Genomic DNA, 15,852 nt, shown 5'->3' on the forward strand with positions numbered 1-15,852 from the left:
GGACACATGCGTCTGCTCGCGGGTCAGGCGCTCAGCCCGTCGGCGACGCGCGGGGTACGTTCCGGCGTCGCGGAGTCGAGCACCATCGCCGCCACGCGATCGCGGTGCTGCTCGGCCGAGCCCAGCAGGGCGGCATCGGTGACCGCCCGCTTGAAGTACAGGTGCGCCTGGTGTTCCCAGGTGAACCCGATGCCGCCGTGCACCTGGATGGCCGTGGTGGCCACCCGTGACAGCGCCGCCGAGCACACCGCCTGGGCGATGGCGGTCGCCAACGCCGGATCGTCGGAACCATCCGTCAGCGCCCACACCGCGTGATACGCCGTGGAGCGGGCGTGCTCCACCTCCACCAGCAGATCCGCCAGCGCGTGCTTGACGGCCTGGAACGATCCGATGGGCCTGCCGAACTGCCAGCGGGTCTTGGCGTACTCCACGGTGAGGTCCAGCAGATGCGCTGCGGCGCCCACCTGCTCGGTCGCCAACAGCGCCCTCGCCACGTGCTCGGCGTGCTCCAGCACCCGAGGCGCCTCCTCGGGCCCGGCGATCACACGCGCCCGTGCGGAAGCGAATTCGACGTTCGCCTGATCGCGCGTCTGGTCCATCGTCGCCAGCCGCGTCCGGGTGACCCCGGGCCCGGTCGCGTCGACGGCGTACAGGCCCAGCCCGTCGGCCGACGTGGCCGCCACCAGGATCTCGTCGGCGTAGCTGCCGTCGACCACCTGCGGCACCGAACCCGTCACCGTGTCGCCCGACGCGGTGACGCCATCGCCGAACGCGAACGCCGCCGTGCGGTCGCCCTCGACGAGGCCGGCCAGCAACTCGTCGCGCGCCGTTCCGGAGGGTGCCGCCACCAAGGCCGGAATGGCCAGGAACACCGTGCCGAACACCGGTCCGCAGGCCAGCGCCGCGCCCAGGCACTCGACGGCGACGGCCTGGTCGATCAACGAACCGCCGACGCCTCCATCGGCTTCCGGGACCGACAGGCCGAGGATCCCGAGTTCGGCGCCCAGACGACGCCACAGCGCGGGGTCGTGCGGCGGATCGGCGGCCATGATGCGGCGCACCGCCTGCTCGCCGACGTGCTCGGCGCAGAACCGGCGCACTGCGGCACGCAACTCGCCCTGCTCCTCGGTGAACACGTACTCCCGCTGCGCGTCGGCCGTCCCGGTCACCTCGGTCTCCTCAGCCACTTCAGCCACCCTGTTGGGCTGATCCGCAAGCTCCTCAGCCACGCGGCACCTCCTTCCACGGCATGCCCGCATCGGCACGCAAGTCACCAGGGAGACCGAGGATGCGTTCGGCCAGGATGTTGCGCATCACCTCCGAGGTGCCGCCCTCGATCGTGTTGGCGCGGCTGCGCAGGAACCGGCGCTGCACCGGTCCGCGCCAGTCCGCCTCCGAGCGGGGTTCGTCGGAGAAGTCATAGCTCTCGTAGAGCAGTCCCTCCGGGCCCAGCAGGTCCATGCAGAACTGGTAGATCTGCTGGTTCAGCTCGGCCCCGACCATCTTGCCGATCGACCCCTCCGGCCCGGGACCACCGACGGTGGCCGCGGCACGTGAGCGCTCCGACGTGAGCCGCTGCGCCTCCGAGCGCAGCCACAGCTGCGTCAGCCGGTCGCGCAGCACGGGCGTCTGCAGATCCGGGCGCGACGCCCACAGCGACACCGCCTCGGCGATGGTGCCCGCACCGCGGCGATTGCCGCTGCCGCCGAGCGCGCTGCGTTCGTTCATCAACGTGGTCATCGCGACGTTCCACCCGTTGCCGACGTCGCCCAAGCGGTGGGCGTCCGGGATGCGCGCGTCGGTGAAGTACACCTCGTTGAACTCGGCCTGCCCGGTCAGCTGCCGCAGTGGCCGCGTCTCGACGCCGGGACCGTGCATGTCGACGACGAAGTACGTCAATCCCTTGTGCTTGGGGACGTCGGGATTGGTGCGGGCGAGCAGCAGACCCCAGCGGGCCCGGTGCGCCAGGCTGGTCCACACCTTCTGGCCGTTGATCACCCACTCGTCGCCGTCGGGCACCGCCGACGTCGCCAGCCCCGCCAGGTCCGAACCCGCACCCGGCTCCGAGAACAGTTGGCACCAGATGTGCTCGGTGGTCGCGAGCGGCCGCAGCCATTCGCGCTTGACGTCCTCGGTCTGCGCGTGTTCGCGGATGGTCGGAGCGGCCATGCCGTACCCCATCGGATTCAACCCCAGCGGCACCGGACCGCCCGCACCCTGCAGGATCGTGTCGGCGACGGCCTGCAGGCCGCGGGAGACGCCGATGCCGCCGAGGCCCTCGGGAAAGTGCACCCACGACAGCCCGGCGTCGTAACAGGCACCGAGGTACTCGGTGATGGGGACGGTCTTCGGATCATGCTCGGCGACCACCCGCGTGGCGAGGTCGGCGACCCGGTCGGCATCGTTGCGCATACGGCCACGATAGGAAATCGACACCCGTCAAGATAGCCCCGCAGCGAAACTGGCCCGTCCGGGAAGATTCCCGCTGGTCGAGCCGGGAGACGACGCCGTTCAGGCAGACCGGGGCGCCCCGTGGCCGTCGACATCGCAGCGGCCGGCCAGCCTCGCGCGCAGTCGGCGGCGGCCCCGGAAGAGGCGCGAACCCACCGTGCCGACCGGGATGTGCAGCATCTCGGCGACCTCGGTGTTGCGGTATCCCTGGACGTCGGCGTAGTACACGATGACCCGCAACTCGAGCGGCAGTGCACGCAGCGCGGCCTCGGCCTCACCGGGAAGTGATTGCAGCGCCTCGGATTCCGCGGACGGCAAGCTGGCGTCCAGGCCGGCCTGGCTGGTCAGCTGCGGATCGGTGAGGTCGCCGTGGAGCCGCTCGGCGGGGCGCCGTAGGGACGACCGGTGCCCGTCCACCCAGGTGTTCGCCATGATGCGGTACAGCCAGGCCCTGACGTTCGTGCCCTCCCGGAAGGTGCCGAACGACACCCATGCCTTGATCAAGGTGTCCTGCACCAGGTCCTCGGCGTCACTGCGCTGATGAGTCAGTCCGAGGGCATGACCGAGGAGGTACGCACCGTGCGGCAGCACCTCGTCGGTGAACCGGCGGGTGTCGGGCCGCTCGGTCTGCTCGGACGGGGCGGTTCCGATGACGTCGGATGGATCTAGGGGCAGCATCTACCGTTCCCTTTCGACGGCGACGACGTCCCTGCCGGGCGCCGTGGCCGCTGCACTCCGTGGTCGCGGAACGGGTGTGGGTTCCACCCGGTCACGCGTCGCGGACGTGCAGTTCGCATGGAGCGAGTGCTCGCCTCCGACACCGCCGTTGGAGTCGGATCGCACTCGCCGTGACGACGTCAATGCTCGTCTCGGCGCGTGAGCGTCACATGGAGATCTCGTGGAGATCGGATGGAGATCGTTGGGGTGCACCGCCACTGCGCGGGCGACCCGGCCGAATCGATCGGCTACCGCGCGTGAGGGATCTCGGCGTTGATGGCGTCGAGCAGGGCGGGATGGCGGTTGGCCTCGCGGTGCCCGCCGGGCTTGCCGCTGCTGACGATGCCGACCGACAGCCGGCGATCCGGGTCCGCCCACACCGCGATGTTGGTCAGCCCGGTGTGGCCGAAAGCGCCACTGGCACCCTTTCCGAACGGTCCGAAGTGCTTGGAGCCCAACATGTATCCGGTTCCCCACCGCATGGGCTGCAAGCCGGTGGCGATGTCGGGTCGCAACCGTCGCGCCTGCCGCGTGGCGGTGTGCAGGGTGCGGGGTGAGAGCACGCGCACCCCGTCGAGTTCGCCTCCCCGACAGAGGATCTCGGCGAACCGGGACAGCTCGTCGGCCGTCGACACCGTGCTCGACGACGGGATGACGCTGGTGAGGAACGCCGGGGTGTTCGAGAACGGGATGATGCGCTGCGGTGTGCCGCCGACGGCGATCGTGAACGCCTTCGCCATGGGCGCAGGCATCGGCGGGCCCGTGACGTGGCTGGGCGCCACCAGTGGAACGTCCTGGGGTGCCACACCGTAGTTGGTCCAGCGGAACCCCAGTGGTTCCAGGATCTCGGTGGCGAGGATGTCGCGGATGTTGCGGCCGGTGGCCGCCGAGACGATCTCGCGCATCAGCGGACCCCACGTCAGCCCGTGGTAGAGGTGCACCCGGCCAGGCGCGTGGATGGGTTTGAGCTGCCCCAGCATCTCCCGGGCGTACGCGCTGTCGTCCATGCGCTTGAGGTCGGGGCGCGGACCGGTGGCGAACGGGACGCCCGCACTGTGGGTGACCACGTGCCGGATGGTGGTGCGGTCCTTGCCGTGGCTGGTGTAGCTGGGCAGGTACTCGCACACGCGGTCGTCGAGCGAGAACGCGCCGCGCTCCACCAGCATGTGCACCACGGTGGTGGTGATGGCCTTGGCCGCCGAGTAGACGCAGAACGGGGTGTCGGTGCGCACCGGAACGCGTTCGGCATCGGGCGACTCGCCGGGGCCGTTGCCCCAGGCGTGCCCGATGGCGCGGTTGAGCACGGTGCGGCCGTCGACACGCAGACACACCTGGATGGCCGGGTGCATGCCGGCGGCGTACCAGTGCCGGGCGGCGTCCCAGATCCGCTCGACGGGCGCCGCGCCCACGCCGGAGTGGTCCTCGGCGCCGACGTCGGTGACGGCCGCCAGGTCGGAGGGCACGCGGATGCGCCAATCGGCAGGTGCGTCGGACACGTGGCCAGGGTAGGCGACGGTGGTCGCGGGCCGGGAAATCCGCCACCGCACGCAACTAGAACGTGTTACAGTTTCGCCTTCCGAACCCGGGGGAGAGCATGACCAGGGCCGAGCCGTCCGCGCGATCCAAGGGGGCGTCGCTGGCGATCGTCACCGTCGCCTACGTGGTGGCCGTCGGTGTGGGCGTCGTCTGGCTGTGGTGGGGGCCGAGCACCGGACGGCCGTGGCTGGACTCCCTGATCGCCGACGTGCTGGCGACCCTCGTCGTGTTCGCATTCAGCCGGGCCTACCGCAACTCCAGCTTCTACGACGCGTACTGGAGCGTGATCCCGCCGCTGCTGCTCGCCTACTGGTGGCTGAGCGCCGACGGCACCGTCGACCCCGTACGCGGCACGCTGCTGGCGATCGTCGTGGGCTACTGGGCCGTGCGCCTCACCGGCAACTGGGTGTACGCGTTCCCCGGACTGCACCACGAGGACTGGCGCTACCCGATGTTCCGGGAGAGGGCCGGCCGCTGGGAGTTCGGTGCCGACCTGGTGGCCATCCACCTGATCCCCACGCTGCAGGTGTTCCTGGGGATGGTCCCGGCCTACGTCGCCGTGACGCGTCCCGGTCCTGGCGTGCCGTGGCTGGCGGTGGTGGCGTTCGTGATCGGCATGGCCGCCGTGACCCTGGAGTTGGTCGCCGACGTACAGATGCACCGATTCGCCGCGGTCCGCGCGCCGGGTGAGGCCATGCAACGCGGGGTGTGGGCGTGGTCGCGGCATCCGAACTACTTCGGCGAGTTCGGCTTCTGGCTGTCGGTCGGCCTGTTCGGGATGGCGGCGGCGCCCACGTCCTGGTGGCTGCTGGCCGGTGCGGCCGTGATGCTGGCCCTGTTCCTCGGCGCGAGCATCCCGATGATGGAGGAGCGCAGCCTGGCGCGTCGCCCCGAGTACCGGCAGGTGATGGAGCGGGTGTCGACGTTCGTTCCCCGGCCTCCGCGGCCGGAGCGGAACGGTGGGCCTCCGCGGCCGGAGCGGAACGGTGGGCCTCCGCGGCCGGAGCGGAACGGTGGGCCTCCGCGGCCGGAGCGGAACGGTGGGCCTCCGCGGCCGGAGCGGACCGGTGGGCCCCCGCGATGACGCGCGTGGTGATCGCCGGGCTCGGTGACAGCGGCCTGCTGACCGCGATCCGGTTGGCCAAGCACGTCGACGTCGTGGGCATCTCGACCAAGCCGGGACTGCTGAGCGGTCAGGAACTGGGCTGGCGCATCAGCCGACCCGAGCACTGGGCGCGGCACAATTGGATCTCCTTCGACCGCTACCGCGGTCTCGACGGCGTGCGCACCGTGCACGGCACGCTCACCGGCGTCGACCTCGACCGGCGCACCGTCGCCGTGCGCGGTGCCGACGGCGCCGACCGTGACGAACCCTTCGATGCGCTCGTCATCTCGACCGGAGTGACCAACGGTTTCTGGCGCCAGCCCGGACTGCAGACCCGGGCCGAGATCGACGCGCACCTCACGGCCGTCCGCGACCGGCTCGCCGCGTCGTCGTCGGTGATGGTGGTCGGCGGTGGAGCCGCGGCGGTGAGCGCGGCGGCCAACGTCAAGACGACGTGGCCGCAAACCCAGGTCGACCTGTACTACCCGGGCGAGCGGGCCCTGCTTGCCTACCACCCGCGCACGTGGCGACGGATCTGCGCCCAGTTGGACCAGGCGGGTGTGCGTCGACATCCCGGGCACCGTGCCGAACTGCCAGACGGCGACGTCGGCGCCGACATCACCACCGGTCCCGTGCGGTGGAGCACCGGACAGCCACCCGCGACCGCCGACGCCGTGCTGTGGACGGTGGGTCGCGTGCGCCCCAACACCGACTGGCTGCCGCCGGACCTGCTCGACGACGCCGGCTTCGTCCGCGTCACCCCGCACCTGCGCGTGCCCGGCCATCGGGGGGTGTTCGCCGTCGGTGACGTCGCGGCGACGGATCCGCAGCGCAGCTCGGCGCGCAACCGGGCCGACGGCTTGCTGGCGCACAACGTCCTCGCCGAACTCGCCGACCGGCCGCTGAAGTCCTACCGGCCGCCCCGCACCCGGTGGGGATCGGTGCTCGGCATCCAGCGCGAGGGACTGGAGGTATACGCCCCCAATGGCCGGGCCTTTCGGGTGCCGGCCTGGGCGTTCGAGAACGTCCTCGTGCCGTGGATCGTGCGACGCGGCATCTATCGCGGCGTGCGCGACGCATAGCCGAACGTCACCTCGGTATTGTCATTGCATCGTCACTTCCGTTCACATGGCACGCCGTGCTCATGCTCCCTGACTTCGACCCTGCCGCGCCTGGGCGCGCACTGTCGTTGCTGCTGGTCGAGGACGATCGAGCGGACGCCCTCCTCGTCGAGGAGCTGATCGCGGACTCCTCCGCAGACATCCGGGTCGTCTGGGTGCGCACCATCGCCGAAGCCGAGGCCGAACTCGGGACGTTCCGGCCCGACTGCGTGCTCCTGGACCTCAACCTGCCCGACGCCAGCGGGATCGCCGCGCTCGATCGCATCGCCAAACGTGACGAGTCGATTCCCATCGTCGTGCTCACGGGTCTGATCGACGAACACTTCGGGGTGTCGGCCGTGGCGTCGGGCGCCCAGGACTACCTCGTGAAGGGCCGCGTCGACCCCGACGTGCTGCGCCGGGCGCTGCTCTACGCCATCGAACGCAAGCGCGCCGAGCTGACCGCCATGGCCCTGCGCGCCACCGAGTTGACCGCGCTGGAGAACGCTCGGCTGGCCCGTGGTCTGCTGCCCACGCCGCTGCTGCTCGACGAGCCGGGGGTGGAGATCTGCGCGCAGTACCAGCCCAGTCATCGCAACGCGCTGTTGGGCGGCGACTTCTACGACTTCGTCCAGACCCCCGATCGCACCGTGCACGTCATGGTCGGCGACGTCGCAGGGCACGGTCCCGACGCCGCAGCGCTCGGCGTCGCGCTGCGCATCGGGTGGCGCACCCTCACGTTCGCGGGTCTGCGGGGCAGTGAGCGGATGCGCCAGCTCGAGCGGCTGCTGCGGGCGGAGAGCCCGGTCAGCAGCGGTATCTTCGCGACGGTGTTGAGCATCGCCCTGGCACCCGACCGGTTGAGCTTCTCCGCGGTGCGGGCCGGCCATCCGGGGATGCTGTTGCATGGGTCGGGGACCGTCGACTGGCTGGAACCGCCCGCGGGGCCGGCGCTGGGCCTCGGCGCGTCGGAGTGGCCGATGACGCAGCTGGAGCTGCGTCCCGGGCAGGCGCTGCTGATGCTCACCGACGGCATCTTCGAGGGGCATTCCGGGCGCGGTAACGAGCGGCTCGGGGAGGACGGCCTGCTGGACCTGGCCCGGTCGGTGGCGAACCTGCCGGGGCGCGAGTTCGTGCAGGCGCTGATCGACGGAGCGGGGGAGCGGGCGAAGTCGCACGGCGGCCTGTCCGACGACATCGCCGTGGTGCGCGTCGAGAGGACACTGGGGTGACCAACGCATACGGCGGGCGTCGCCTGACCGTGCAGGGCTGGCAGAACCTGGTGCTGCTGCTGACGGGCATCGTGGTGCTGGCGGGCGCGATTGCCGGTGCGATCCTGGTCGATCGCACCGACGACGTCTCCAACGAACTCATCGACGACATCCAGCCGGCCCGCGTGGCGTCCTATCGGCTGCAGAATGCGTTGCGCGATCAAGAGACCGCCACGCGCGGGTACGCCATCACCGCCGATCGGCAGTTCCTGCAGCCCTATTTCGACGGCCGCCAGCAGGAGCGCGTCGCAGTGGAGGCCATGACCGAGCGGCTCTCCGACAAGCCGGAGCTGATGGCCGATCTCGACGCGGTGGAGCAAGCCGCCGAGCAGTGGCGACGGCAGTACGCCGAACCCCTCATCGCGAGCATCCGGCCGGGTGCCGCAGCCCCCGTGGACCCAGCCGTGATCGACCGCGGCAAGACCGAGTTCGACGGTCTCCGGCGACAGTTCGACGTGCAGTCCGAACATCTGCAGGCCGCCCGCGACGCCGGCGTCGCAGAGGTCGAGCGGGTGCGTGACTGGCGCGACGGCGTGCTGGTGGCGATCGCGGTGGTGCTCCTGCTCACCGCGGTGCTGCTGGCGGTGCTGGTGCGCAACGCGATCACGCGGCCGTTGACCATGCTGGCCACGTCCTGTCGGCGCATCACCGAGGGCGACTTCGAAGCCCGCATCGAACCGCGTGGCCCCAAGGACATCCGCGCCATCGGTACCGACGTGGAGAACATGCGACAGCGCATCGTCGCCGAACTCGACGCGGCCCAGGCGGCGCGGGCGCTGCTGGACGAGCAGGCCGTGGACCTGCGCCGCTCCAACGCCGAACTGGAACAGTTCGCCTACGTGGCCTCGCACGACCTGCAGGAGCCGCTGCGCAAGGTGACGTCGTTCTGCCAGCTGATCGAGAAGCGTTATCGCGATCAGCTCGACGAGCGCGGCGTCGAGTACATCGGCTTCGCGGTCGACGGCGCCAAGCGGATGCAGGTGCTGATCAACGACCTGCTGACCTTCTCGCGGGTGGGCAGGCTCAACGCCAAGCATGCCGAGCTGAGCCTGGACGCCGCCCTGGACGGCGCGCTGGTGAACCTGGCTGCCGCCATCGACGAGTCCGGTGCCCGCGTCGTGCGGCCTGCGGCCGGGTTGCCGACGGTGGTGGGGGACCCGACCCTGATGACGATGCTGTGGCAGAACCTGGTGGGCAACGCGGTGAAGTTCCGCCGCGAGGGACAGCCGCCACGCATCGAGATCGACTGCGCGCCGGCCACCGAGGGTTGGGTGTTCACGGTGTCCGACAACGGCATCGGGATCGCCGAGGAATTCGCCGAGAAGGTGTTCGTGATCTTCCAGCGGTTGCACGGTCGGGATGCCTACAGCGGAACCGGCATCGGTCTGGCATTGTGCAAGAAGATCGTCGAGTACCACGGTGGCACGATCTGGATCGACACCGACTACACCGACGGCACCCGGTTCCGGTTCACGCTGCCCGCACCGGTGGGCACCCTGCCCGCCGAGACCCTGCCCGCCGAGACCCTGCCCGCCGAAACCCTGCCCGCCGAAACCCTGCCCGCCGAGACCCTGGAGAGCACCGGGGCCATCACGTCCGACGCCGTGGCGCACCAGCCCACGGTCGAACCGAAAGGCCCACGATGATGACCAATTCCGCCCGCCCGATCGACGTCCTGCTGGTCGAAGACGATCCCGGCGACGAGCTGATCACCCGCGAAGCCTTCGAGCACAACAAGATCAAGAACAACCTACACGTCGCGCACGACGGCGAGGAAGGGCTGGACTTCCTCTACAAGCGTGGCCGCTACGCCGACGCGCCGCGGCCGGACTTGATCCTGCTGGACCTGAACCTCCCGAAGTACGACGGCAGACAACTGCTCGAGAAGGTCAAGTCCGACGCCGACCTGTGTCACATTCCGGTGGTGGTGCTCACCACGTCGTCGGCCGAGGAGGACATCCTCAAGAGCTACAAGCTGCACGCCAACGCCTACGTGACCAAGCCGGTCGACCTGGATCAGTTCATGAGCGCCGTGCGGCAGATCGACGAGTTCTTCGTCCAGGTCGTGCGGCTGCCGCAGCACTGAGCACGCCGTCTTCTGGTGCGCCCACTGCGCTCGCAAGGACGGCAACGCCGACGTCAACGACCGCTACCCGGTGCCTGCCGGAGGCTGAGTCCGTTCAGCGCGTCCCGTAGCGACGGCGGAACTTCTCGACCTGGCCCGCCGTGTCGAGCAGGCGCTGCTGTCCCGTCCAGAAGGGGTGGGAGTCGGAGCTGACCTCGACGATGGCCAAGGGCAACGTCTCGACCCCGTCGGCGGTCTGCCACTCGATGGTGCGCGTGGTCGCGACCGTCGAGCGGGTGAGGAACGTGGCGCCGGTGGTGGCGTCCTGGAAGACGACGCGTCGGTAGTCGGGGTGGATGCCGGGCTTCATCGGTGGTCTCCTCGGTGGCTGGTGCCGTCGGTGGTCTGGTCGGCGAGTGCGTGGTCGCAGGGATCTTCGTGCCAGTCGCCGAACGGGTTGGGGAACCCCGGCCACGTCCCGGGCCGGGACATCTCGGCGTCGTCGAGCAGCGCCGCGCGTAGGGCGCCTTCGATCTCCATCGGTCTGGCGCCGCACAGCAGCATGGTCAACGACGTGTGCCGGTCGCCGTGGACGGGGTGCCAGCGCAGGTCGGCCATGGCGCGGCGTTCGGGGTCCACGTAGGCGCGCTCGCGAGACGTCATGGCGGCCAACCACTTTCCTGCCGAACTCACGCGTAGGCCGCCGCCCGCCGACTCCAGGTACATCGCGTGGTCCGACCGACCTGCCAGCCACAGCCTGCCGCGGGTCCGCACGACGCCGTCGAGCAGGACGTCGAGCGTGTCGTGAAGGCGCTGCGGGTGGAAGGGCCGGTGGGCGGCGAACTCGACCAGTCCCACCGGCCCCGCCGTCGTCAGCGGTGGCTGACCGGCCAGCAGCGGTCCGTGGGGATCGTCGCCTCGGCCGCGGCGCGCGCGTGGTTCGAGATGGTTCAGCGTGTGCTCGATGCGGGCCGGCCCGACGGTGATGCGGGCACGCGGGGCAAGCCGGCGCAATACCTCGAGCGTGGTGGGTTCGGGTGCGTCGAGCACCAGCGCGTCGGCGAACTCGGCCTGGCCGACCACCACCTGGGCGACGGTGCGGCCGTCGGCCAGCTCGTCGTCACCGAGGGCGCCCGGCAGCCACGCGGTGCTGTCGACGCACGTGACGACACCCATGATCTCGACGTCGCGGGCTGCCGGGCCGTCGGTGAAGCCGGGTCCTACGTGTACGCGAACGTGGTTGACCGCAAAGCAGATCGGTTCCGGCTCCAGCCACGGCTCGAGATGGACGACGATGCGGTGGACGTCGGCGCGGCGATGCAGCTTGCGCAGCAGGACCAGTAGGTCGTCGCGCACCGTGCACGCCACGCAGCCGTGGGCGAGTTCGAGGGGGGTCTCGCTGGTCACCAGGTCCCCGTGCTGGAGCGCCAGCAGGCGTCGGCGCACCACGTGGCCGTCGAAGCGGTGCTCGACGGCCAGGGTGCCCGGTCGGTGCAGGAGCGCGTCGGTCACGGCGTCGGTGTCGCCCTGGCCCACGACCAGGAACAGCGGTGTGCGCACCGTCCTCCTATCGACAACGATTTTCATTAGTGTCCCGCCTACGTTACCCTCCGAGGCGACGGTTGTCGAAAACCGTTTTCAACAAGAAGGTTCACAGTCAGGAGGCCCGTCGATGTCGGCGAAGTGTCAGATCACCGGCCGCACGGTCGGTTTCGGAAACACCGTGTCGCATTCCCACCGCCGCTCCCCGCGCACGTGGCGCCCCAACATCCAGGTGAAGACCTACTATCTCGCCTCGGAAGGGCGGCGCATCCGGCTGCGGGTCAGCGCCAAGGGCATCAAGGTGATCGACCGCGACGGCATCGACGCCGTGGTGGCGCGCCTGCGCCGTGAAGGGCAGAAGATCTGATGGCGCGCACTGACATTCGGCCCATCGTCAAACTCAAGTCCACTGGCGGAACGGGTTTCACCTACGTCACCCGGAAGAACCGGCGCAACGACCCCGACCGGTTGGTACTGCGCAAGTACGATCCCGTGCTGCGCCGCCACGTCGACTTCCGCGAGGAGCGCTGACATGGCCAAGAAGTCGAAGATCGTCAAGAACGAGCGCCGCCGGGCCATCGTCGCGAAGTACGCCGAGCGGCGCGCCGAACTCAAGGCCGTGATCGCCGCGCCGCACAGCACGCCCGACGACCGCGCGGCCGCGGTCACCGAGTTGGCGCGCCAACCGCGCGACGCCAGCGCGACGCGGCTGCGCAACCGCGACGCCGTCGACGGCAGACCGCGTGGCCACCTGCGCAAGTTCGGGCTCTCCCGGGTGCGCGTGCGCGAACTCGCCCACGAGGGCCACCTGCCCGGCGTGCGGAAGTCGAGCTGGTGATGGCCGCCAGGAACCGGACTCCGCGCCGCGCCGCGGATGGTCGGCCGCCGCGCCGCAACATGCTCACCACGCTCGGCATGGACACCGTGGACTACAAGGACACCACCACGCTGCGGTTGTTCGTCTCCGACCGCGGAAAGATCCGCGCCCGCTCGGTGACCGGCCTGACCGTGCGGCAGCAGCGCCAGGTGGCCGCGGCCATCAAGAACTCGCGCGAGATGGCGTTGCTGCCCTACCCGACCGGCCGGCCGCGGTGACCGCGACCCGGCGACCGTTCACGCTGATCGTGTGTGCGGGCTGTGCCGCCGCCGGGGAGTTGACGAGCGCAGCAGTGCTGGAGGCGTTGCGCCCGAGTGTCCGACGCTGCCCGCACGGCATGCTGGTGGTGGCGGAATGCCCACTGAGTCAATGGCTCTGCCGATCCCGGCACGAGGAGCCGGGCGCCCTGGTGATGTTGCAACCGTGCTTCGGCGACCGCACGCCTGCGGGGCCCGCCGCGTGGCTCGGCCCGGTCGCCACGGCGGACGACGCCATGCTGCTGGCACGGTGGATCGAGGCGGGGCGGTGGGACGTCGCCGCGCTGCCCGTCCGGTTGCGCAGCCGGCTGTCCGACCCCGCGGGCGTCGCCGCCGCCAATTGACGCTGCCAATTGACGCCTGCGTCGACCGGCCCGATGGGTGTCGTCCGGATCTCCGGTAAGGTCCCAGCCATCGGGCCGACGGCGGCGGGAGGCGACATGGGCGGTCGAACGTTCACGTTCGAGGTGAACCGCGTCAGCAGCGCGCCACCGGCGACGCTGTTCCGGCTGGAGACCGACGGAGCCCGCTGGTCGCAGTGGGCCAAACCCGTGGTCTTCCAATCGAGTTGGGCGGCCACCGGAGAACCCGAGCCGGCCGGTGTCGGCGCCGTGCGCAAGGTCGGCCTGTGGCCCGTGATGATGCTCGAGAAGACCGTGGCCTACGAGCAGGATCGGCGGCACGTCTACACCCTGATCGCGCCGTCGTCCCCGGCCAAGGACTATCACGGCGAGGCGATCTTCACGCCCACCGAGTCCGGCGGCACCCGGCTGACCTGGCGCGGCCGGTTCGTCGAGGGGGTGCCGGGCACCGGGCCGGTCATGCGGGCGCTGCTGCGCGGCGCCATCGTGGCACTCTCGCGGCAACTGGTGCGGGCCGCCGAACGCGAAACCGCCCGAGCCCGCGACTGACGGCGTCCGTGGACACGCCTGCTCGACACCGCCTCCTGTCCGCAGGGGCCCTGACGGTGGCGGCCGGCGTCGTCGCCGTCACCGCCGTCGGCGTCACCGGCACGCTGCTCTACCGGGTGCCCGTCGTCGGTCTGCTCACCGGCTTCGTGGCGCCCGTGATGACGTGGGTCGTGATCGTGGCACTCCTCGGCGGGCTGCTGGCGTTGACGATCGCCATCTGGCGGCGCAGCCGGATCGCGATCGCGATCGTCCTCGTCGCCGCACTCACCGTGGTGGGCGGCGGCTACGTGGTGGCCCGCCAGGTCGGCGCGGCCGAGGCGGCGGGCGCGCACGTGTCGCTGCTGCAGACGCTGCGCGTCTTCGGCGCCGACGCCGCGCCGCCGGACGCCACCGACACCTTCAGCGTCGCCGACGGAAAACCGCTGCGCGTCAGCGTGTTCCGGCCGGCGCCAGGCCGCCCCGCCCCGGTACTGATGTTCATCCACGGAGGCGGGTGGGTGGCAGGCGATCGCTTCGCGCATGCCTCGGACCTGCGCTGGTTCGCCGACCAGGGCTGGCTGGTGTTCTCCGTCGACTACGCCTTGTCGGCGCGCGCCCGCAACCTGTGGGACGTCGTCGACGCCCAGATCGGCTGCGCCATGGTGTGGGTGGCCGCCAACGCGGGGCGCTACGGCGGCGACCCGAGCAGGCTCTCGCTCACCGGCGACTCGGCGGGCGGCAACCTTGCGATCAACGCCGCCTACTCCAGTGCCACCGGCACGCAACGCTCGTCGTGCGGCGGGGTGCCGCCGCGGGCCGGCGCCGTGGCGACGCTGTACCCCGCCGTGGATCCCGCGTCGGTGTTCACCAATTCCGACGTCCTGCTCTCGGAGACCGCGCGCGGCTTCGCGTTGGCCTATCTGGGAGGTTCGCCCGACGAGGTACCCGAGCGCTACGCGGCCGTCGCCTCGATCACGCACGTCAGCCCGGCCGCACCGCCCACCCTGATCGTGCTCGGCGCCGCCGATCACCTGGTCCCCACCAGCGGCGCCTACGAGTTCACCCGCAGGGCGCGCGAAGCCGGCGTCCAGGTGCGCACCGTGTCGATCCCGTTCGCCGACCACGTCTTCGACGGCAGGCCCGGCAGCATCGGTCAGCAGACGTTCCGTCAGCTCACCGCGTCGTGGTTGCGCGAGCACGGGCAGGGGCCCCAATCGCCCGTGGGCTAGGGTTTGCGTTCGATGACACCCTCGGCGCCCAGCTGGATCGCTCGCCTGCTCGACTTCGAGCGCCAGGGTGACGTGTTCACCGCCCCCAACGCCGAATCGGGCCCGGGCCAGCGGCTGTTCGGCGGCCTGATCGCCGCCCAGGCTCTCGGCGCTGCCGGTGCCACGGTGGGACCGGACAAGCTGCCGCAGTCGCTGCACCTCTACTTCGTCAGGGGCGGGCAGTACGGAGTGGACGTCGAACTGCAGGTGGAGCGCACGCGTGACGGCCGATCGTTCGACACCCGTCGGGTCACCGCCGTCCAGAACGGCAAGGTGATCCTCGAGATGATCGCGTCGTTCCACCGTCCGGAGACCGAAGCGGACTGGCAGCCGCCGACGCTGCCCGTCCTCGAGTTCGACGACGCGGTGCCCAAGCGGCCGAGCCTGGGGTTCGCCGACCGGTTCGACATCCGGGTGACCCCGGGCGACGACACCACGTTCGCCGTGCCGCCGTTCTGGATCCGCACACGCGACGCCATCGAGGACGACCCGTTGATCCGCGCGTGCATGCTCGCGTTCATGTCGGACTTCGGCCCGGTGCCGGTGGCCAGACCGCCCGGCGTGCCCCTCGAACCCGGCATCGGCTTCGCCGCCAGCCTGGACCACGCCGTGTGGTTCCACCGGCCCTTCGATCCGCATGCGTGGCACCGCTACGACGTCCGGTCGCTCAACAACAGCGATGCCCGCGGCCTGGTGGCCGGATCGCTCTACGCCGCCGACGGGACGCTGGTCGCCAGCACCACCCAGGAGGCACTGTGGCGCGTCTAGCGGTA

General features: G+C 70.6%; 19 protein-coding genes. 13 read left to right on the plus strand and 6 right to left on the minus strand.

Going from position 1 to position 15,852, the window contains the following annotated elements; all coding sequences use genetic code 11:
• Positions 1 to 23: 23 nt before the first annotated feature.
• From AC30CM_RS05655 to lipE, 4 genes are all read right to left on the minus strand, one after another.
• Complete coding sequence (locus tag AC30CM_RS05655) at positions 24 to 1,229, minus strand: acyl-CoA dehydrogenase family protein (RefSeq protein ID WP_490115844.1); 1,206 nt, start codon at positions 1,227 to 1,229, stop codon at positions 24 to 26.
• Complete coding sequence (locus AC30CM_RS05660; RefSeq protein WP_490115845.1) at positions 1,222 to 2,412, minus strand: acyl-CoA dehydrogenase family protein; 1,191 nt, start codon at positions 2,410 to 2,412, stop codon at positions 1,222 to 1,224. Before AC30CM_RS05660 ends, AC30CM_RS05655 begins: the two co-directional genes overlap by 8 nt.
• Before the next feature lie 99 nt (positions 2,413 to 2,511).
• Positions 2,512 to 3,129 carry a sigma-70 family RNA polymerase sigma factor gene (locus AC30CM_RS05665; RefSeq protein ID WP_490115846.1) on the minus strand — a complete coding sequence of 206 codons (618 nt, stop codon included), beginning with the start codon at positions 3,127 to 3,129 and terminating at the stop codon, positions 2,512 to 2,514.
• Between the two features lie 287 nt (positions 3,130 to 3,416).
• Positions 3,417 to 4,664, minus strand: coding sequence for a lipase LipE (lipE, locus tag AC30CM_RS05670; protein WP_490115847.1), 1,248 nt, complete (start codon positions 4,662 to 4,664; stop codon positions 3,417 to 3,419).
• Between the two features lie 98 nt (positions 4,665 to 4,762).
• Here lipE and AC30CM_RS05675 point away from each other — a divergent pair, with 98 nt between their 5' ends.
• The 5 genes from AC30CM_RS05675 to AC30CM_RS05695 all read left to right on the plus strand — a co-directional run bounded on the left by AC30CM_RS05675 (position 4,763) and on the right by AC30CM_RS05695 (position 10,266).
• Positions 4,763 to 5,788, plus strand: a complete 1,026-nt coding sequence (locus AC30CM_RS05675) for a DUF1295 domain-containing protein (RefSeq protein WP_490115848.1) — start codon at positions 4,763 to 4,765, stop codon at positions 5,786 to 5,788.
• Complete coding sequence (locus tag AC30CM_RS05680) at positions 5,785 to 6,891, plus strand: FAD-dependent oxidoreductase (protein ID WP_490115849.1); 1,107 nt, start codon at positions 5,785 to 5,787, stop codon at positions 6,889 to 6,891. Before AC30CM_RS05675 ends, AC30CM_RS05680 begins: the two co-directional genes overlap by 4 nt.
• Positions 6,892 to 6,953: 62 nt before the next feature.
• Positions 6,954 to 8,141, plus strand: a complete 1,188-nt coding sequence (locus AC30CM_RS05685; protein ID WP_490115882.1) for a PP2C family protein-serine/threonine phosphatase — start codon at positions 6,954 to 6,956, stop codon at positions 8,139 to 8,141.
• Entirely contained in the window at positions 8,138 to 9,826 is a 1,689-nt protein-coding gene (locus AC30CM_RS05690; protein ID WP_490115850.1) for a sensor histidine kinase, read from the plus strand. Before AC30CM_RS05685 ends, AC30CM_RS05690 begins: the two co-directional genes overlap by 4 nt.
• The gene (locus AC30CM_RS05695; protein WP_490115851.1) at positions 9,826 to 10,266 is read left to right on the plus strand and encodes a response regulator; all 441 of its coding nucleotides are present in this window, start codon (positions 9,826 to 9,828) and stop codon (positions 10,264 to 10,266) included. Before AC30CM_RS05690 ends, AC30CM_RS05695 begins: the two co-directional genes overlap by 1 nt.
• Positions 10,267 to 10,360: 94 nt before the next feature.
• Here the strand turns inward: AC30CM_RS05695 and AC30CM_RS05700 are convergent, their stop codons facing one another.
• Together AC30CM_RS05700 and mrf are read right to left on the minus strand one after the other, a co-directional pair.
• Positions 10,361 to 10,615, minus strand: coding sequence for a type B 50S ribosomal protein L31 (locus AC30CM_RS05700; RefSeq protein WP_490115852.1), 255 nt, complete (start codon positions 10,613 to 10,615; stop codon positions 10,361 to 10,363).
• On the minus strand, positions 10,612 to 11,805 hold the full coding sequence (mrf, locus tag AC30CM_RS05705; protein WP_490115853.1) for a ribosome hibernation factor-recruiting GTPase MRF: 1,194 nt from the start codon (positions 11,803 to 11,805) through the stop codon (positions 10,612 to 10,614). Before mrf ends, AC30CM_RS05700 begins: the two co-directional genes overlap by 4 nt.
• A 112-nt stretch (positions 11,806 to 11,917) precedes the next feature.
• On the opposite strand from mrf, the gene rpmB reads away from it, so the two are divergent.
• From rpmB to AC30CM_RS05745, 8 genes are all read left to right on the plus strand, one after another.
• Positions 11,918 to 12,154 carry a 50S ribosomal protein L28 gene (gene rpmB, locus AC30CM_RS05710; protein ID WP_490115854.1) on the plus strand — a complete coding sequence of 79 codons (237 nt, stop codon included), beginning with the start codon at positions 11,918 to 11,920 and terminating at the stop codon, positions 12,152 to 12,154.
• A complete protein-coding gene (rpmG, locus tag AC30CM_RS05715) occupies positions 12,154 to 12,318 on the plus strand; it encodes a 50S ribosomal protein L33 (RefSeq protein WP_490115855.1) in 165 nt (54 codons plus the stop codon). Before rpmB ends, rpmG begins: the two co-directional genes overlap by 1 nt.
• 1 nt (position 12,319) lies before the next feature.
• Entirely contained in the window at positions 12,320 to 12,625 is a 306-nt protein-coding gene (gene rpsN, locus AC30CM_RS05720; protein WP_490115856.1) for a 30S ribosomal protein S14, read from the plus strand.
• Positions 12,625 to 12,882 (plus strand): 30S ribosomal protein S18, encoded by a 258-nt coding sequence (gene rpsR / locus AC30CM_RS05725; protein ID WP_490115857.1) that lies wholly within the window; start codon positions 12,625 to 12,627, stop codon positions 12,880 to 12,882. The genes rpsN and rpsR overlap by 1 nt, the downstream gene beginning before the upstream one ends.
• Positions 12,879 to 13,265, plus strand: a complete 387-nt coding sequence (locus AC30CM_RS05730; RefSeq protein WP_490115858.1) for a hypothetical protein — start codon at positions 12,879 to 12,881, stop codon at positions 13,263 to 13,265. Before rpsR ends, AC30CM_RS05730 begins: the two co-directional genes overlap by 4 nt.
• 96 nt (positions 13,266 to 13,361) lie before the next feature.
• Positions 13,362 to 13,832 carry an SRPBCC family protein gene (locus AC30CM_RS05735; protein ID WP_490115859.1) on the plus strand — a complete coding sequence of 157 codons (471 nt, stop codon included), beginning with the start codon at positions 13,362 to 13,364 and terminating at the stop codon, positions 13,830 to 13,832.
• A 56-nt stretch (positions 13,833 to 13,888) separates the two neighbouring features.
• Positions 13,889 to 15,040: an alpha/beta hydrolase gene (locus AC30CM_RS05740; RefSeq protein ID WP_490115860.1), complete on the plus strand. Its 1,152-nt coding sequence runs from the start codon at positions 13,889 to 13,891 to the stop codon at positions 15,038 to 15,040.
• Between the two features lie 12 nt (positions 15,041 to 15,052).
• Entirely contained in the window at positions 15,053 to 15,847 is a 795-nt protein-coding gene (locus AC30CM_RS05745; RefSeq protein ID WP_490115861.1) for an acyl-CoA thioesterase, read from the plus strand.
• Positions 15,848 to 15,852: the final 5 nt, after the last annotated feature.

The sequence above is a fragment of the Mycobacterium sp. DHQP2018-32-09 genome (assembly GCF_058148405.1).

Excerpts from the sequence above, each read along its gene's own strand:
- AC30CM_RS05700 (WP_490115852.1), bottom strand. The coding sequence starts at position 10,615 with ATGAAGCCCGGCATCCACCCCGACTACCGACGCGTCGTCTTCCAGGAC.
- rpsR (WP_490115857.1), top strand. The coding sequence starts at position 12,625 with ATGGCCGCCAGGAACCGGACTCCGCGCCGCGCCGCGGATGGTCGGCCG.
- AC30CM_RS05735 (WP_490115859.1), top strand. The coding sequence starts at position 13,362 with ATGGGCGGTCGAACGTTCACGTTCGAGGTGAACCGCGTCAGCAGCGCG.
- rpmG (WP_490115855.1), top strand. The coding sequence starts at position 12,154 with ATGGCGCGCACTGACATTCGGCCCATCGTCAAACTCAAGTCCACTGGC.
- AC30CM_RS05665 (WP_490115846.1), bottom strand. The coding sequence starts at position 3,129 with ATGCTGCCCCTAGATCCATCCGACGTCATCGGAACCGCCCCGTCCGAG.
- rpsN (WP_490115856.1), top strand. The coding sequence starts at position 12,320 with ATGGCCAAGAAGTCGAAGATCGTCAAGAACGAGCGCCGCCGGGCCATC.
- AC30CM_RS05685 (WP_490115882.1), top strand. The coding sequence starts at position 6,954 with ATGCTCCCTGACTTCGACCCTGCCGCGCCTGGGCGCGCACTGTCGTTG.
- AC30CM_RS05660 (WP_490115845.1), bottom strand. The coding sequence starts at position 2,412 with ATGCGCAACGATGCCGACCGGGTCGCCGACCTCGCCACGCGGGTGGTC.
- AC30CM_RS05695 (WP_490115851.1), top strand. The coding sequence starts at position 9,826 with ATGACCAATTCCGCCCGCCCGATCGACGTCCTGCTGGTCGAAGACGAT.
- AC30CM_RS05680 (WP_490115849.1), top strand. The coding sequence starts at position 5,785 with ATGACGCGCGTGGTGATCGCCGGGCTCGGTGACAGCGGCCTGCTGACC.
- rpmB (WP_490115854.1), top strand. The coding sequence starts at position 11,918 with ATGTCGGCGAAGTGTCAGATCACCGGCCGCACGGTCGGTTTCGGAAAC.
- AC30CM_RS05745 (WP_490115861.1), top strand. The coding sequence starts at position 15,053 with ATGACACCCTCGGCGCCCAGCTGGATCGCTCGCCTGCTCGACTTCGAG.
- AC30CM_RS05675 (WP_490115848.1), top strand. The coding sequence starts at position 4,763 with ATGACCAGGGCCGAGCCGTCCGCGCGATCCAAGGGGGCGTCGCTGGCG.